13 protein-coding genes are annotated in these 14,995 nt (G+C 75.5%); 4 read left to right on the top strand and 9 right to left on the bottom strand.

What is annotated here, in order from left to right; translation table 11 throughout:
• Window positions 1–119: 119 nt before the first annotated feature.
• Entirely contained in the window at window positions 120–1,007 is an 888-nt protein-coding gene (locus EV384_RS27845; protein WP_165440099.1) for a phosphatase PAP2 family protein, read from the top strand.
• On the opposite strand, the gene EV384_RS27840 is transcribed toward EV384_RS27845, so the two are convergent.
• A complete protein-coding gene (locus EV384_RS27840; protein WP_130337873.1) occupies window positions 1,004–1,459 on the bottom strand; it encodes a YbhB/YbcL family Raf kinase inhibitor-like protein in 456 nt (151 codons plus the stop codon). The two genes, EV384_RS27845 and EV384_RS27840, sit on opposite strands and share 4 nt — an antisense overlap.
• A gap of 108 nt (window positions 1,460–1,567) precedes the next feature.
• Here EV384_RS27840 and EV384_RS27835 point away from each other — a divergent pair, with 108 nt between their 5' ends.
• Window positions 1,568–2,239 (top strand): maleylpyruvate isomerase N-terminal domain-containing protein, encoded by a 672-nt coding sequence (locus EV384_RS27835; protein WP_130337871.1) that lies wholly within the window; start codon window positions 1,568–1,570, stop codon window positions 2,237–2,239.
• 67 nt (window positions 2,240–2,306) lie between these two features.
• Here EV384_RS27835 and EV384_RS27830 read toward each other — a convergent pair whose 3' ends face one another.
• The gene (locus tag EV384_RS27830) at window positions 2,307–3,170 is read right to left on the bottom strand and encodes a DUF1028 domain-containing protein (RefSeq protein ID WP_130337869.1); all 864 of its coding nucleotides are present in this window, start codon (window positions 3,168–3,170) and stop codon (window positions 2,307–2,309) included.
• 286 nt (window positions 3,171–3,456) lie between these two features.
• On the opposite strand from EV384_RS27830, the gene EV384_RS27825 reads away from it, so the two are divergent.
• Both EV384_RS27825 and EV384_RS27820 read left to right on the top strand, forming a co-directional pair.
• Complete coding sequence (locus tag EV384_RS27825; protein WP_130340864.1) at window positions 3,457–4,437, top strand: LLM class F420-dependent oxidoreductase; 981 nt, start codon at window positions 3,457–3,459, stop codon at window positions 4,435–4,437.
• A gap of 1 nt (window position 4,438) precedes the next feature.
• Complete coding sequence (locus EV384_RS27820; protein WP_130337867.1) at window positions 4,439–5,230, top strand: SDR family oxidoreductase; 792 nt, start codon at window positions 4,439–4,441, stop codon at window positions 5,228–5,230.
• A gap of 18 nt (window positions 5,231–5,248) precedes the next feature.
• Here the strand turns inward: EV384_RS27820 and EV384_RS27815 are convergent, their stop codons facing one another.
• The 7 genes from EV384_RS27815 to EV384_RS27785 all read right to left on the bottom strand — a co-directional run bounded on the left by EV384_RS27815 (window position 5,249) and on the right by EV384_RS27785 (window position 14,671).
• A complete protein-coding gene (locus EV384_RS27815) occupies window positions 5,249–5,518 on the bottom strand; it encodes a hypothetical protein (RefSeq protein WP_130337865.1) in 270 nt (89 codons plus the stop codon).
• Window positions 5,519–5,547: 29 nt separating this feature from the next.
• The gene (locus EV384_RS27810; RefSeq protein ID WP_130340863.1) at window positions 5,548–7,776 is read right to left on the bottom strand and encodes a transglutaminase TgpA family protein; all 2,229 of its coding nucleotides are present in this window, start codon (window positions 7,774–7,776) and stop codon (window positions 5,548–5,550) included.
• Window positions 7,777–7,936: 160 nt separating this feature from the next.
• Complete coding sequence (gene tnpB / locus EV384_RS27805; protein ID WP_242624540.1) at window positions 7,937–9,283, bottom strand: IS607 family element RNA-guided endonuclease TnpB; 1,347 nt, start codon at window positions 9,281–9,283, stop codon at window positions 7,937–7,939.
• Window positions 9,284–9,288: 5 nt separating this feature from the next.
• Window positions 9,289–9,870 carry an IS607 family transposase gene (locus tag EV384_RS27800; RefSeq protein ID WP_130337861.1) on the bottom strand — a complete coding sequence of 194 codons (582 nt, stop codon included), beginning with the start codon at window positions 9,868–9,870 and terminating at the stop codon, window positions 9,289–9,291.
• 37 nt (window positions 9,871–9,907) lie between these two features.
• A complete protein-coding gene (locus EV384_RS27795; protein ID WP_130337859.1) occupies window positions 9,908–11,071 on the bottom strand; it encodes a DUF58 domain-containing protein in 1,164 nt (387 codons plus the stop codon).
• 3 nt (window positions 11,072–11,074) lie between these two features.
• Window positions 11,075–12,070: an AAA family ATPase gene (locus EV384_RS27790; protein WP_130337857.1), complete on the bottom strand. Its 996-nt coding sequence runs from the start codon at window positions 12,068–12,070 to the stop codon at window positions 11,075–11,077.
• A gap of 30 nt (window positions 12,071–12,100) precedes the next feature.
• Window positions 12,101–14,671: a fibronectin type III domain-containing protein gene (locus EV384_RS27785; RefSeq protein ID WP_207232671.1), complete on the bottom strand. Its 2,571-nt coding sequence runs from the start codon at window positions 14,669–14,671 to the stop codon at window positions 12,101–12,103.
• Window positions 14,672–14,995 lie beyond the last annotated feature (324 nt).

Raw genomic sequence — 14,995 nt, 5'->3', positions numbered from 1 at the left:
GACGCCGCAGCTCCGGCGGGCACCGCCCGGTCTTCCGCGGCACCGCGCCCGGACTACGGGACGGCGGCCGTGGTACGCCGCAGTCTCGCCGCGCGCCGACCCGTGCCGGCCGTTACGGTGTGCGGGTGCGGGAGACGGCGAGGGGTTGGACGGCGGTCTGGTTGGTCGTGCTGGCCCTGGTGCAGGCGGCCGCCTTCCTCGTGGTGTGGCGCTTCGCCCTGCACACCGAGGTCGGCCAGTGGCTCGACACGGTGGCGCTCACCGGCAACCGGATCGGCCAGGAGCGGATCGACGGGCCGGTGGACCGGATCCTCAACGCCATGTCGGTGGTGTCCCTGCTGGTGGCCACCGCGGTGATCGGCTTCATCGCGCTGATCCGGGGCCGCAAGGCCCTCGCGGTCACGGCCACCCTGCTGATCGCCGGCGCGAACGTCAGCACCCAGCTGCTCAAGTACGTCCTCACCCGGCCGGACTTCGGCGTCGACCCGGAGCGCGCGGCGGCCGGCAACAGCATGCCCAGCGGACACACCGCCATCGCGGCGTCGGTCGCGGTGGCGCTGATCCTCGTGCTGCCCCGCAAGGTCCGGGTGCTCGGCGCGTTCCTCGGCGTCGGCTACGCGGCCGCCGCGGGGGTGGCCACCCTCTCCGCCGGCTGGCACCGGCCCAGCGACGCCGTGGCGGCGTTCCTCGTGGTCGGGGTCTGGGCCGCGCTGGCCGGCCTGGTCCTGCTGTTCTTCCAGCGGGAACGGGCGCAGGTGTCGTCGGCCGACTCGCACCGGGTCGCTGCCGCGGTGCTCGGGATCAGCGGAGGGCTCGCGGTCGTCGGGTGCGGGCTCGCCCTGTCGTGGCTGCTCGACCTCCGCGACGTCCCGGCGGCCGAACTCGGCCGCCGGCCGCTCTTCGTCGCGTACACGGGCAGCGCGGCCGGCATCGCCGGGACGATGGCCATGGTGGCCGCGCTGGTCCTCGCGGTGGTGCACCGCCTGGTGCCCCGCTACAAGGGCTAACTGCGGTAGTAGGTGCCGACCATCGTGCCGCTGGCGATCTCCTTGTCGGTGAGCGCGCGGTGCACGTCGGTCGCCTGGGGCGCCTCGGGCAGGTCCAGCGGTCGCTCCAGCGCGTAGAGGCGGAAGAAGTACCGGTGCGGGTCCTCGTGCAGCGGTGGATGCGGGCCGCCCCACCCGGCCGTGCCGAAGCCGTTGGGCCACTCGCGGCCCCCTTCGGGCACCGCGCCCTCGGCGACCCCGCCGGACCCGGGCGAGATCCCGGTAACCAGCCAGTGCAGGAAAGGAGCCTTCCCGGCGTCCGGGTCCTCGACGATCAGGACCAGCTCCTCGGTCGCATCCGGAACCTGGGACCACTCCAGCGGTGGCGAGACGTTTTCGCCCTCCCGGGCGAAGCGTCCCGGTAGCTGGTCGTGGTCATTGAACGCGGTGCTGCGCAGCATGATGCCGGCCATCTCGGCGCCCCCTCTCGTCCGGTCGTCGGCGGGTACCCGGCCCGGTGGCGGCGAAACGGCCGTGGCACGGTAGGGCCGACGGGTCACCGGCAGGTCGGGGAGGAACGGGTGGACGGGGTGCGGACGGCGTTCCGGGACGAGTGCGCGCGGCTGGAGGAGGTGCTGCGCGGGCTGGCCGGCACCGACCTCGACCGGCTGACCCCCTGCCCGCCCTGGCGGGTACGGGACCTCGTCGCGCACGTCCGGACCGGCGCCGGCCGGCTGGTCGACATGCTCGCCACACCCGCCCCGGACCGGGCGGAGGTGGACGCCGCCGGCTACTTCGGGGCCGCCAAGTTCACCCCCGAGGTGGACAGCGCCCGGATCGACAGCGCCCGGCGCGAGGCGCGGGAACTGGCCGGCGTCCCGGAGGTGGCGGCGGACTTCGCGCGGGCCTGGCGGGCGACCGACGCGGCCGTCGCCGCGCAGCCGGCGGGGCGGCTGGTCCGCACCCGGCACGGCGACGCGATGACGCTCACCGAGTTCCTGCGGACCCGGGTGGTGGAGGTCGGCGTGCACGGCCTGGACCTGGCCGAGGCGCTGGACCGGCGGCCCTGGCTGACCCCGACGGCCGCCGCGGTGGTGGCCCACCTGCTGACCGGTGGCCGGCCCGTCCCGGCCGGGCTCGACTGGGACCCGCTGACGACGATCCGCAAGGCCACCGGCCGGTCCGACCTGACCGACCGGGAGCGCACGCTGGTCGACGAGTCCGGCCTCCGCTGGCTCTCCTTCGGCGGCTGACCCCGGCGCGGTCCGGCGTCGTGACCGACTCCGGGGCCGCCGGCCTGGCGAGGTCCGGCGGGCCGGGTCAGTCGCCGGTGCGGGCGGCCGGGACGTGCGGTGCGGTGCGGCGCAGGTGGTCCAGGACGATCGGGTCGATCCGGCCGGGCACCAGCCGCTCCTCGAGGTTCTCCACCCCGGCCCAGGAGGCGAGCGCGTCGTCCAGGCCTGCCGCGCCCACCGGGTGGCCGACCGCCGCGAGCAGGCCGGCGACCTCGTCGGCGAGCGGCCCGGCCAGGTCCCGCAGGGTGGCCGGGTCGGGCCTGCCGAAGAGCATGGTGTGCGTGTCGAGCAGCCGCCCCAGCTCGGTCACCGGGTCGGGATGGTCGTCCACCCGCAGGTCGACCAGGGTGTCGCCGGTGCCGGCGTACCCGCCGTGGCGCTCCACCACCAGCAGCCCGGCGCTCTGCCGGCCGCGCCGGTCGCCGCCGGCCCGGTCCCCGGCGTGCAGCGCGGCGAGCAGCCGCTGCGGGAACGGCAGGCCGGTGCCGGCCAGCCAGGCGTCCCGGACCGCGTCGATGACGTGCGGCCCGGCGAGGATGTTGCCCTGCGCGGCCCAGCCGTCGCCGGCCTGGCCGCCGGCCCACGGGTGGCAGCGCGGCCCGGTCCAGGTCGCGCCGTCGCCGGTCGCCCCGACCACGCCGAGCTGTCGGTCGTCCCGGCCCGGGTCGGCGGCGACCAGGCCGGCCACCACGTCCGCGGCGGCCACGCCGGTGCGCAGCAGCGCCAACCCCTGCGGCCGGTACGCGAGGTTGACGTGCGCCTGGGTGGCGACGGCGCCCACCTCCGCCTCGGCGGCCGGCACCAGCGCGCCGGCGGCGAGGAACTTGCTGGCCACGGCGACGCCGTGCAGGCGGCCGTCGGCGGACCGGGCGACGATCGAGAAGGTCACCCGCGGATGGTAGCGCCGCGACGCCGCGCCGGCGTCCCGCGGAAGCGCCGGGACGAGAGTTCCAGGAAGTCGCGCGCTCGGGGTTCTTCGCCGGCAGCAGGCCGCTCGGACCTTCGCCCGTCATGGTCGGCATTCCCCGCCGTCGCTCCACCCCACGTTGCAGTCGTAACACTCTTTCCGGGCGTAACCGCCGGTATCGCCGGGATCCCCGCCGGTACGACCGTTCTGGATCTTGCTCGGGGCGACGGCGAGCGGGCACGATCGACCGGTGACGAATCGATGGGGCATGACGGTGCCGCTGAGCGGCATCCCGCTCGCCGACCACGCCGCGGTCTACGCGGCCCTCGACCAGGCCGGCTTCACCGACGTCTGGTCGTCGGAGGTGGCCGGCGCCGACGCGTTCACCCCGCTGGCGCTCGCCGCGGCCTGGCAGCCGGGGCTGCGGCTCGGCACCGCGATCACCCCGGTCTTCACCCGGGGACCCGGGCTGCTGGCGATGACCGCAGCCGCCCTCGCCGAGACCGCCCCCGGCCGCTTCGCCCTCGGCATCGGCGCCTCCTCGCCGGTGCTGGTGCGGGACTGGAACGCGGTCCGCTTCGACGAGCCGTTCCGGCGGACCCGGGACGTGCTGCGGTTCCTCCGCGCCGCGCTGCGCGGGGAAACCGTCGACGAGGTCTACGACACGTTCACCGTCCGCCGGTTCACCCTGGAACGCCCGCCGGCCGTCCCGCCACCGGTGCTGCTGGCCGCGCTGCGCCCCGGCATGCTCCGCCTCGCCGCCGCCGAGGCCGACGGGGTGATCCTCAACTGGCTCGCCGCCGACGACGTGCCCCGGGCCCTCGCCGAACTCGGCGACCGCCGGCCGGGCTTCGAGGTCGTCGCCCGGATCTTCGTCTGCCCCACCGAGGACGCCGCGCACGCCCGCGCGCTGGGCCGCCGGCTGATCACCGGCTACCTCACCGTCCCCGCGTACGCCGCCTTCCACCGCTGGCTCGGCCGGGAGGCGACGCTCGGTCCGATGTGGGCGGCGTGGGCGGCCGGGGACCGGCGGGGCGCCGCGGCGGCCGTGCCCGACGAGGTGGTCGACGCGCTGGTGCTGCACGGCTCGCCCGAGCACTGCGCGGCGCAGGTCCGCCACTACGCCGACGCCGGGGTGGACGTACCGGTGATGGGACTGCTGCCCACCCCGGAGCTGGCCGCCGGCGGCGCGGCGGCGCTGGCCACACTGATCCCCCGACTGGGCGTCACCGACGCGGACCGGAGCTGAAATGAACCTCACCGATCGGGTGGCCGTGATCACCGGCGGGGCCGGCGGCATCGGGTCCGCGCTGGCCCGCCGCTTCGTCGCCGAGGGCGCCGCCGCCGTCGTCCTCGCCGACCTGGACGCCGACGCGGCCCGCGCGGTCGCCGCGGAGATCGGCCCGGTCGCGCACGCCGTCGGCCTGGACGTCACCGACGAGGAGCAGGTCCGCGCGCTGGTGGAGGAGACCGAGCGGCGGTACGGGCGGATCGACCTGTTCTGCGCCAACGCCGGCGTGGCCACCGGCGGGGGAGTGGAGGCCCCCGACGCCGACTGGGACCGGGCCTGGCGGGTGAACGTCCTCGCCCACGTCTACACCGCCCGGGCCGTGCTCCCGGCGATGCTGCGCCGCGGCTCGGGGCACCTGCTGCTCACCTGCTCGGCGGCGGGTCTGCTCACCGCGGTCGGCGACGCCCCGTACAGCGCGACCAAGCACGCCGCGGTCGGCTTCGCCGAATGGCTCGCCATCACCTACCGGGACGCCGGCATCCGGGTCAGCGCGCTCTGCCCGCAGGGCGTGGACACCCCGATGCTCGCCGGCGGCCTCGCCGCCGGTCACCTCGGCGCCCGGGTCATCGCCGCCTCCGGGGCGGTGCTCACCCCCGACCAGGTCGCCGACGCGACCATCGCCGGGCTGGCCGAGGAGCGGTTCCTGATCCTGCCCCACCCGGAGGTCGCCGACTACGCCCGGCGGCGCGCCGAGGACCCGGACGGCTGGCAGGCCGGCCTGCGCAAGCTGGTCCGCAAGCTGCGCGGCTGAACCGTCCACGCCCGTCGGTCAGATCGACCCGGTACCACCGCCGACGTCGCCGGGCGGGCCGCCCATGAAACTGGACCAGTTGTCGGCGGGGCGGGCGCTCTCCGTGTCGGAGAGACCGGGGCCGGCGCGGCGGGCGGTGCGGCGCAGCCCCCGCGCCGCCCTCCTGGCCGCGGCCAGTTTCTGCTCGCGGGTGAGTGTGCGACGGCGACGAGCGCGCCGCGTCCAGCCGACCATGACCAGCGGGGCGCCGGTGAGGAGGGCGATGACCGCCCAGAGGGGACCGGGCATGCCCCGACGGTAGGGCCCGGCGGCAAATGTCAGCGGCGCCAGCGCAGCGGGCCCGGGTGCACCGTCCACAGCAGCCGCCGCCACCGCGGCCGCGCGGACCGCAGCGCCGAGACATACCCGTCGGCGACCGCCGCCGCGCGGTCCGCCTGCTCCGGTGTCGGCGTGCCCGACGCGAAGGCCGCCTGGTTGAGCAGCCCGGCGAGTTCGTCCACGTTGTCGGGCGGGACGGCCTCGGCCCGGGTGTCCGCGCCGCGGGTCCGCGTCGGATCGGGAGTCAGTGCCGCCCGGGCCGCCGCGAGGGTCCGCCCGGCCGCCTCGGCCACCTCGCCGGCGGACAGGTCGCCGCCGACCGGGTGGCCGGCCAGCCGCAGCCCGTCGGTCACCTCCCGCCACGCGCCGGCGATGCGCCCACCGGGGTCACCCCGCCCCAGCCGGGCCCGGGTCAGGTTCCGGCGCAGCGCGGCGAGGGTCAGCAGCACCAGCCCGACCAGCAGCACCAGGCTGCCCGCGCCCCCGCCCACCAGGACCGGGGCGGAGAGCCCGGACCGGTCGCCCGCCGGGCCGGACGGGGCCTCGGCCGGGGGCGTCGCGGTCGGCTCCACGGTCGGCTCCGGCACCTCTGACGGGGGCGGGTCGTCCGGGGTGGGGCGGAAGTCCTCCTCCACCGGGCGCGGCTCCTCGTCCGGCTGCGGCAGCGGGTCGAACGGCACCCAGCCGACCCCCTCGAAGAGCACCTCCGGCCAGGCGAACGCGTCCGCGGCGCGGACCGGACCGTCCCCCCGGGGTTCGAAGCCCACCACCACCCGGGTGGGCAGCCCGGCCAGCCGACCCAGCACCGCGAACGCCGCCGCGAACTGCTCCGAGGTGCCCCGCTGCCCGCCGCCGTTGCGCGGTCCGAAGAGGAAGAACGCCAGGTTCGGGTACGCGTGCCCGCTCGGCGCGTCCGCGGTGACCCGGTAGTGCTCGGCGAGGAACTGTTCGATCGCGGCGGCCCGCGCGTACGGGGCGCCGTTGGACTCGGCGAGCTGGGCGGCGAGCCGGCGCGCCTGCTCCGGCGCCCCGTCGGCCACCCGCAGCACCCGGGACACCGCGTCACCCGCCGGCACGTTCGCCGTGGCCAGCAGGTTCCCGTCGGGGCGCTCCCGGAGCGAGGTGACCGTGTAGCGCAGCCCGGGAGCCAGCCCCTCCGGCCGGATCAGCGTCCCGGTCGCCGGGTCGTACGCCACCCGGGCGCCGGTGATCTCCCGGGGCGTGGCGACCGCCGGCAGCAGCCGCCCGGTCAGGTCGGCCACGGTGATCTCCTGGCGGACCGTGTCGGTGGCACCGCCCGGAGCCGGCTCCACCGCCGGCAGGATCCGGCCGGCGTTGCGGTAGGTGGCCCCGACCCGCCAGGTCACCCCGTCGTAGTCACTGAGCACGGCGAGCCGGATCCGGGCCGCCCCCGACCCCGATCCGCCCGCCTCGGTGCGGACCTCCAGCAGCCGCTGGTCCGGGTTCAACGCCCAGCCGGAGATCCGGATCAGCGGGTTCTCGTCCAGCGACTCGACCTGCGGCGGTTCGACGTACCGGCGCGGGTCCACCGGGCGCTCGTCCACCTGACCGGCCACCAGCGGGGCGAGCAGGGCGGCGAGCCCGACGACCACCGCCACCCCCGCCGCGCCGGCCGCGAACAGCCGGACCCGGACCGCGGCGCGGACCGCCGGAGCGAGCCCCGCCGACGGGTCGGCGGTCGCCGGCCCGTCCCGCCGCGACGGCGCCGCCAGGCCCACCGCGGCGACCGCCGCGAACGCCACCGTCGGCCAGATCGCCGGCTGCGCGTTCGGACCCACCACGTACAGCGCGCCCGCATAGAGCAGGGCCGGCGGCAGGTAGCCGAGCAGCACCCGGCCGGCCCGCAGCGCCACCTCCGCGCCGGCCAGCCCCGCCAGCCACGCGGCGACCAGCGGCAGCAGCACCGTGTCCGGCGCCGGTTCGACCGGGATCATCGCGGTCAGCAGCCGGGGGATCGCGTTGCGGGCGGCGTCCGCGGTCACCGCGCCCAGGCTTCCCGGCAGGTCGGCGTGCGCGACGGCCAACCGCAGCGCCAGCGCCGTCCACCCGGCCAGGGCGAGCACCGACAGCGGTGCGACCAGCCAGGACGGCAGCCGCCGGGCGGCCACGCTGACCAGCACCGAGCCGACCGCCGCGCCGACCATCAGCCGGGTCAGCAGCGGCCCCGCGTACACCCGGTCGAGCACCACGCCGGCCAGGGCGATCATGGTGATCAGCGCCAGCGGCGCCGGCACGGCGGCAAGCAGCCGCACCACGGCCTCGCCGCGCCGCTCCTGCCCTGGCGGCGGTCCGGCCGGCGCGTCCGCGTCGCGCGGCGGCGCCAGGCTCACCACCGGCGGACCGTTGCGGGTGAGTGCTCGTAAGCGCTCACGCAGCCCTGCCTTGCGGCGGGGCGGTCCCGGCCTTACCCGTTTTCGCGGGGCCGGGTTGACGTTTCACAGCCACCGGCCCGCCGTGGCGGGTCTTACGGTCGGCTCCACGTCCAGCCGCCGGGCCACTCCCGGCGGTGTCGACCTCAGCCGCGAGCGCGGCGAGGTTCCGTGCGGCGTTGAGGTCCCGGTCGAGGACCAGACCGCAGCTGGTGCAGGTGTAGGTGCGCTCAGACAGAGCCAGCTTGGTTTTCACCGCGCCACAGCCCGAGCAGGTTTTCGAGGACGGATACCAGCGGTCGGCCACTACGAACCGGCCGCCGTTCCATCCGGTCTTGTAGGCCAGTTGCCGACGCAGTTCGGCGAACCCGGCGTCGGCGATGCGCCGGGCCAGTCGCCGGTTGCGTAGCATCCCGGCGACGTTGAGGTCTTCCACCACGACCGTGCCGTACTGGCGGGCCAATCGGGTGGTGAGCTTGTGCAGGCCGTCGCGGCGCAGGTTCGCCACCCGGGCGTGAGCGCGGGTCATCTGGCGGCGCGCCCGCTCCCACCGGTTCGACGGCCGCTGCCCGGTACGTCGGTCCGGGCCGACCCGGCGCGACATCCGACGGGCGAGGCGTCGCATCCGCCGCCCCGCGGTGTCGAGGTGGCGCGGGTTGGGCACCAGCTCACCGGTCGACAGCACCGCGAGGTGCGTGACGCCCACATCCACGCCGACCGTCGAGAACGGGCGAGTCGGGACACGGTCAGCGCGCTGCACCTCGCAGGTGAACGACACGTACCAGCGTCCGCCGTCACGGCGCACCGTCGCGGACAGGATCCGCGCCGCGCCCGCCTCGACGCGGCGGGCCAGCTTGCGAGTCGACTCGTGGGTCTTCAACCGACCCAACCGGGGCAGCACCACATGCTTGCGGTCCGCCTCCACCCGAATCGCGCCGGTGGTGAACCGGACACTCGGCGTGCTCCGGCGGCGGGACTTGAACCGGGGGAACCCCACCGGCCGCCCCGCCCGCTTACCCGCACGTGAATCAGCCCAGTTCTTCAACGCCCGAGCCAGGGCGTCCAAGCCGGTGTTGAACGCCTCCTTGGAACACTCGGCCCACCACGGCGCGACGTCGACCTTCGCCCGATTCCACGCCTTACGCAGCGCGGGCAGCGACCAACCGACCGCCGGCGTCAGGTCAGCGTCGGCAACCCCGTAGCTTCGCTCGGCGGCGCGCTGGTCCATCACGGCCTTGACCCGCGCGAGCGCCCAGTTGTGCGCCACCCGCGCCGCACCAGCGTGCGCCAGCACTGCCCGCTCCTGCGACGGCGTCAGGTCCAGGGCGAAACGGTACGCCTGCATCGTCTTCACGCCGGCTCATCCTGGGCGGTGGCGGCTTCGACCGCGCGGCGCACCCGATCCGCGGCGGCCCTGCGGCCGTAGAGGCGGGCGCACAGCGAAGTCAGGATCTCCGTGACGTCGCGCACGAGGTCGTCGTCAACCTCAGCCGGATCGACCACGAGCAGGCGGCGGCCCTGCGCGGCGAGTGCCGCCTCGACGTACTCGGCGCCGAAGCGGGCGAACCGATCGCGGTGCTCGACCACGATCGTCGTCACACCCGGGTCGCGCAGCAGGGCGAGGAACTCCCTGCGGTGACCGTTGACCGCGGAGCCAACCTCTGTCACCACCCGGGACACCGCGAGGCTCTGGCCGGTGGCCCACGCGGTCACCCGAGCCACCTGGCGATCCAGGTCGGCGCGCTGGTCCGCAGACGACACCCGGGCATACACCACCGTCACTCCACCACCGACCGCAGTCGGCAGGGGGTTACCGATCACGATCAGTCGGCCGACCCGGTAAGCGGGAACAGGCAGCTTCCCCGCCTCGTACCAGCGACGCGCCGTCACATACGAGATGCCCTGGGAAGCCGCCCACTCCTTCAAATTCACGGGAAGACTATAGCACGCCAATGAGCGCTAAAGCTCATCACATCCCCGAGCTGCTGGCAACCCCGTCCCACTCGGCGGCGAACTCCGCGCCGTCCGCCGCGTCCACCACCAGCAGGCCGGCCGCGCCGGCCGGAGTCGGCTCCGCCGCCCCGAGGACCCCCACCAGCACCGACGGGTACGCCCCGCGCAGCGCGCCGACCTGCCCCAGGTCCCCGCGGCCACCCGGCCCGGTGAGGAAGACCAGGGTGTCGCCGAGCCGCTCCTGCCGCAGCCGGCTCATCGCGGTCCGCAGCACGTCGTCCCCGGCGTCGGCCAGCTCCACCGCGGCGAGCCGGTCCAGCGGCCCACCGGCGCCGGCCGGATCCCCGTCGGCGGGTACGACCAGCAGCAGGCTCACCGGCAGGTCCTCCCGGACCGCGGCGGCGACCACCGACGCTGCCGCCTCGCAGCCGGACTCGAAGGACTCGGCCACCCCGTCGACCCGCTCCGGGTGCGCGGCCGCCCGGTTGTCCAGCACCACCACGATCCGGGGCAGGCTGGTGTCCACGTTCTCCCGGACCATCAGCTCGCCGACGCGGGCGCTGGTCCGCCAGTGCACCCGGCGCAGCTCGTCGCCGACCACGTACTCCCGCAGCGAGTCGAAGGTGATCGAACCGTGCGGAACGCTGTCGGTGCGGCCGTCGAGGCTGCGCCCGGCTCCGGTCGGCACCGCGCGCAGCGGATGGATACGCGGGTGCACCCAGACCGGCACCGTCCCCCCGTACGGGCGGGCCAACGCGACCAGCCCGAGCGGGTCGCGCCGGGTCACCCGTAGCGGACCGACCGGCACCACGCCCCGCCGGCGGGTCGGCACGTCGTAGCGGACCGTGGTGTCCCGGCCGGGACGCAGCCGCAGCAGCGGCACCGGCACCAGCGCCGCGCCGCAGCGGTCCTCGGCGACCAGGTTCGCCGCCCGCAGCCGCCCGGTGTTGCGCACGGTCAGCGTCATGCTGGCCGGCTCACCGCGGGCCACCCGGTCCGGGTCGGCGCTGCGCTCCACCGCCAGCCGGGGCCGCCACGCGGCGGTGACCAGCCCGTACCCGACGGCGACGGCGGCCGCCGCGCCGAGCACGGTCAGCTCCGGGTACGCGTACCGGAAGCCGACGCCGAGCAGCGCGACGGCGGCGGCGAGCAACCCGATACCGCGGGCGGTGATCCCCACGTCTCAGCCGTGCACCGGGGCGGGCTGGCCGGACGGCAGCGGCACCGGCACCGAGGCGGCGGCCTGGCGCAGCACCTCGGCGGCGGTCACCCCGCGCACCTGCGCGTCCGGGGTGAGCAGCAGCCGGTGCGCGAACACCGGCTCGACCAGGGCCTTGAGGTCCTCCGGCATGATCCAGCCCCGCCCGTCGATCAGCGCGTACGCGCACGCCGCCCGGGTCAGCGCGATGACGCCCCGGGGGCTGACCCCGACCCGCACCTGCGGGTGGCCGCGGGTGGCCGCGGCCAGCCGCACCGCGTACGCGTAGAGCGGCTCGGCGATGTGCACCCGGAGGGCCATCCGCACCATCTCGCCGACGGTGGCGGTGTCGGTGACCGGGCTGAGCGAGTCGGGGGAGCGGACGGTGGCTCCGCGCAGCACCTCGATCTCGACGGCCTCGTCCGGGTAGCCGACCGACAGCTTCACCAGGAACCGGTCGAGCTGGGCCTCGGGCAGCCGGTAGGTGCCGTCCATCTCGACCGGGTTCTGGGTGGCCACCACCAGGAACGGCTGCGGCACCGGATGCCGGACGCCGTCCACGGTGACGGTCCGCTCCTCCATCACCTCCAGCAGCGCCGACTGGGTCTTCGGCGACGCCCGGTTGATCTCGTCGGCGATGACGATGTTGGCGAAGACCGGACCCGGGTGGAACTCGAAACCGCGGGTGGCCTGGTTGAAGATCGTCACCCCGGAGACGTCCGAGGGGAGCAGGTCCGGGGTGAACTGGATGCGCCGCCACTGCCCCTTGACCGTGGCCGCGATCGCCCGGGCCAGGGTGGTCTTGCCGACCCCCGGCACGTCCTCGAGGAGGACGTGCCCCTGGGCGAACAGCGCGGTCAGCGCCAGCCGGACCACCTGCGGCTTGCCCAGCACGACCGCGTTGACGTTCTCGGCCAGCCGGGCGGCGAGGGCGGCGAAGCCCTGCACCTCCGCCTGGCTGAGCGGTTCGGGGGTGTTCACGCGCGGGTGCTCCTCGGCTGGGTGGCGCGGTCAGCAGGTGGGCAGGACGTTGATGTTGTCGCCGCCCTCCAGGTTGAGCCAGGCCCACGGGATGTAGTTCCGTCCCGAGTAGTCGACCTGCACCCACCAGGTGCTCTGCTTCTGGTTGTTGTAGATCCAGGAGTCGACGTTCCCGCCCTGCTGCTTGCAGTACGCCTTCAGCCGGGTGCCGGGCCTCGCCCAGCCGACCTGCTTGGCGTTGAGCTGCTGCGGCACCGAGAAGATCTCGTTGCCGTTGCGGCCGTCGACGTCCGCGTCGCAGTAGGTCCGCTGATCCCCGGAGGGCCCGTTGTTGCAGGTCGCGATGCCGTACAGCGGGTCGGTGGACTGCGCGCGGGTGGCGGTGCCCTTGCCGGCCGCGTTGCTCGCGGTCACCGTCAGCGTGTACGCCGTTCCCGGCGTCAGCCCGGTCACTCGCAGGCTGGAGCAGCTTCCGCTGGCGCTCTGCCCGCCGGTGGCGGCCGAGCAGGTGGCGTTGCCGCCGCCCGCGTCCACGGTGAACGTCACGGTCACCGAGGTCGCGTCGGCCGACGAGCCGGTCACCGTGATCCGGGGCGTGGCCACCGTCCGCGCCGTCGTCGACGCCTCCGCGCCGGGCCCGGCCTCGTTGACCGCCTTCACCTTCACCGTGACGTTCTGCCCGTCGCCGAGCCCACTGACCGTGGTCCGCACGTCGGTCACCTCACTGGTCTTCCCGCCGACGTCCACCAGGTACTTCGTGACCGGGCGGCCGTTCTCCACCGCCGGCGACCACTGCACCGCGATCGTGCCGGGCTGGTCGGCCACCGTGCTGGCCCGCAGGTCGGCCGGCGCGGCGGGGGCGGTGAACGGCACCACCGTGTTGCTGACCGGGGAGGCCGCCGAACCGGCGCCCTTGTCGTTCACCGACACCACGGTGAACGCGTACTGGGTGCCGTACTCCAGCTCACCGGCGGGGATCACCAGCTCCGTCTTCGTCGACTCGCCGGCCGGGGCGGTGGCGCCGGCCGAGGCGGCGGTGACCGCGTACCGGGCGATGGTGTTGCCCTGGCCGTTGGCCGCGGGCCACTTCACCAGCACCGTGCCGTCGGGGCGGGCCTCGGCGGTCACGCTGGCCGGCGGGTCGGGCACGGCCGCGGTCGGGGTGACCGGGTTGCTCTTCCGGGCCGGCCCGTCGCCCTTGGCGTTGACCGCGTGCACCGAGAACGTGTACGTCTCGCCGTTGGTCAGCCCGGTGATCTCCACCGCGCGCTGGTTGGCGCCCACCTCGTGGCGCTGGTCGGCGCCCTCCACCACGTACTTGCTGATGTCGGCGCCGTTCGCGGCGGCCGGCCGCCAGCTCACCCGGGCCGAGGCGTTGCCGGCGGCGGCGGTGACGGCGCGCGGCGCGCTCGGCTTGCCCACCCGGGGCTTCTTCGGCGGGGGCGGCGGCGGGGGCGCCGGCGGCGGGTCGCCGCCGAGCACGTCGTTGGCGTACTTGTTGACCTCGCGGACCTGGTTCTTGTCGTCGACCACCCGGGCGGTCGGGGAGTTGGGCGCGTTGATGAAGAGGTGGTTCTCCCGCACCTCCAGCTCCAGCGGGCCGCTCGTCCCGGAGCCCTTGATGGTGTCCACCAGCTTGCCGTCGGCGCCGAACGAGTAGACCGTGCCGGTCGCCTCGTCCGCGCAGTAGAAGCGGTTCGCCCAGGCAACCGCCGGGCTCAGCCGGTCGCCGGCGCCCGGGACGGTGAACTTCCGCACCTCGCTGTCGCCGCGGACCACGTGCACCCGCCGCTCGCCGGCCACGGTGACCGGCACCTGGGGCCCGCTGGTCCGCTCGGGCAGGGCGCCCGGGGAGGTCATCGTCAGGTCCGCCCGCCGGGTCTGGCCACCCTGGACCGTCACCAGCGACGCGGAGGTGCGATCGAGCACCGCGACGCCCTCGTCCAGAGCGGAGAGCGCCAGCTCGTGGCTGGGCTCGGCCACGTCGTACGTCTGGACCTGCTTCGGGCTGAGCCCGGCGCCCGCCGGCAGTGCGGCGCCGGGTGTGGCGGGCAGCTCCGCGGCGGTGATCGACGAGACGGTCCCCTCGCTGGGCACCGCGATCCACAACCGACCCTCGCCGTCGAACGACCCGCCGGTGATGCCCGGCGGGTAGCGCACCGGCTCGCCGACCGGCGTCAGCGAGCGCGGGTCGAGCTGCCGGACGATGCCCTGCACCGCGTCCACGACGAACGCGGCGTCCTCGTGCAGCGCGACGTTCACGCCGAAGCCGGGGGTGGTCGGGGTGGTCGCGGTGATCTGGAGCGTGGCCAGGTCCAGTGAGCTGACCTGGCCGGTGTTCAGGTCGCGCAGGATCAGCAGCCGGTCGGTCTGGGTGACCTGCATCTGGTGCCGGCGGGCGCCGGGAACCTCGACCCGGGTGTCGACCCGCGCGGTGACCCCGTTGACCCGGGCCATCTCGCTGCGGGTGGTGCTCCACAGCCAGGAGCTCCCGTCGTAGTTGGCGACCGCGTTGTCGGCGGCGCCGAGCCCGAGGACGGTCAGCCCCATGGCGACCAGCAGCGCCGCCACGGTGCCGATGGTGACCAGCCCACCCCGCATCCGGGAACGGGGTCGGGGCGTGTCCGCCCCGGTGCTCGCGACGTCCTCGATGGTGGCCACTGCCGGCTGCCTCCCCGTGTCGGTGCGGGGAGACGCGCCAGGCGGCGACGACCCTCCCCAGAGCCGGGAGCCATCATATGGGCCGCCCCGACGCGGGGGAACCCGCACCGTCCCGCTGTGGACACCCAGCGTGTTGCAGGTGGACGGTCGGTCAGCCCGGCGGGGTGGCGCGTTCGCGGTCGGTGCAGACCTGACCCGAGGTGGCGAACGTGTCCGTCGAGTAGACCGCCAGCACGGTGAAGCAGTAGTCCAGCTTCCCGTTGA

This window comes from Micromonospora kangleipakensis (assembly GCF_004217615.1).
GTDB classification, from domain to species: domain Bacteria; phylum Actinomycetota; class Actinomycetes; order Mycobacteriales; family Micromonosporaceae; genus Micromonospora; species Micromonospora kangleipakensis.
This window is presented reverse-complemented; position numbering and strand designations above follow the sequence as displayed.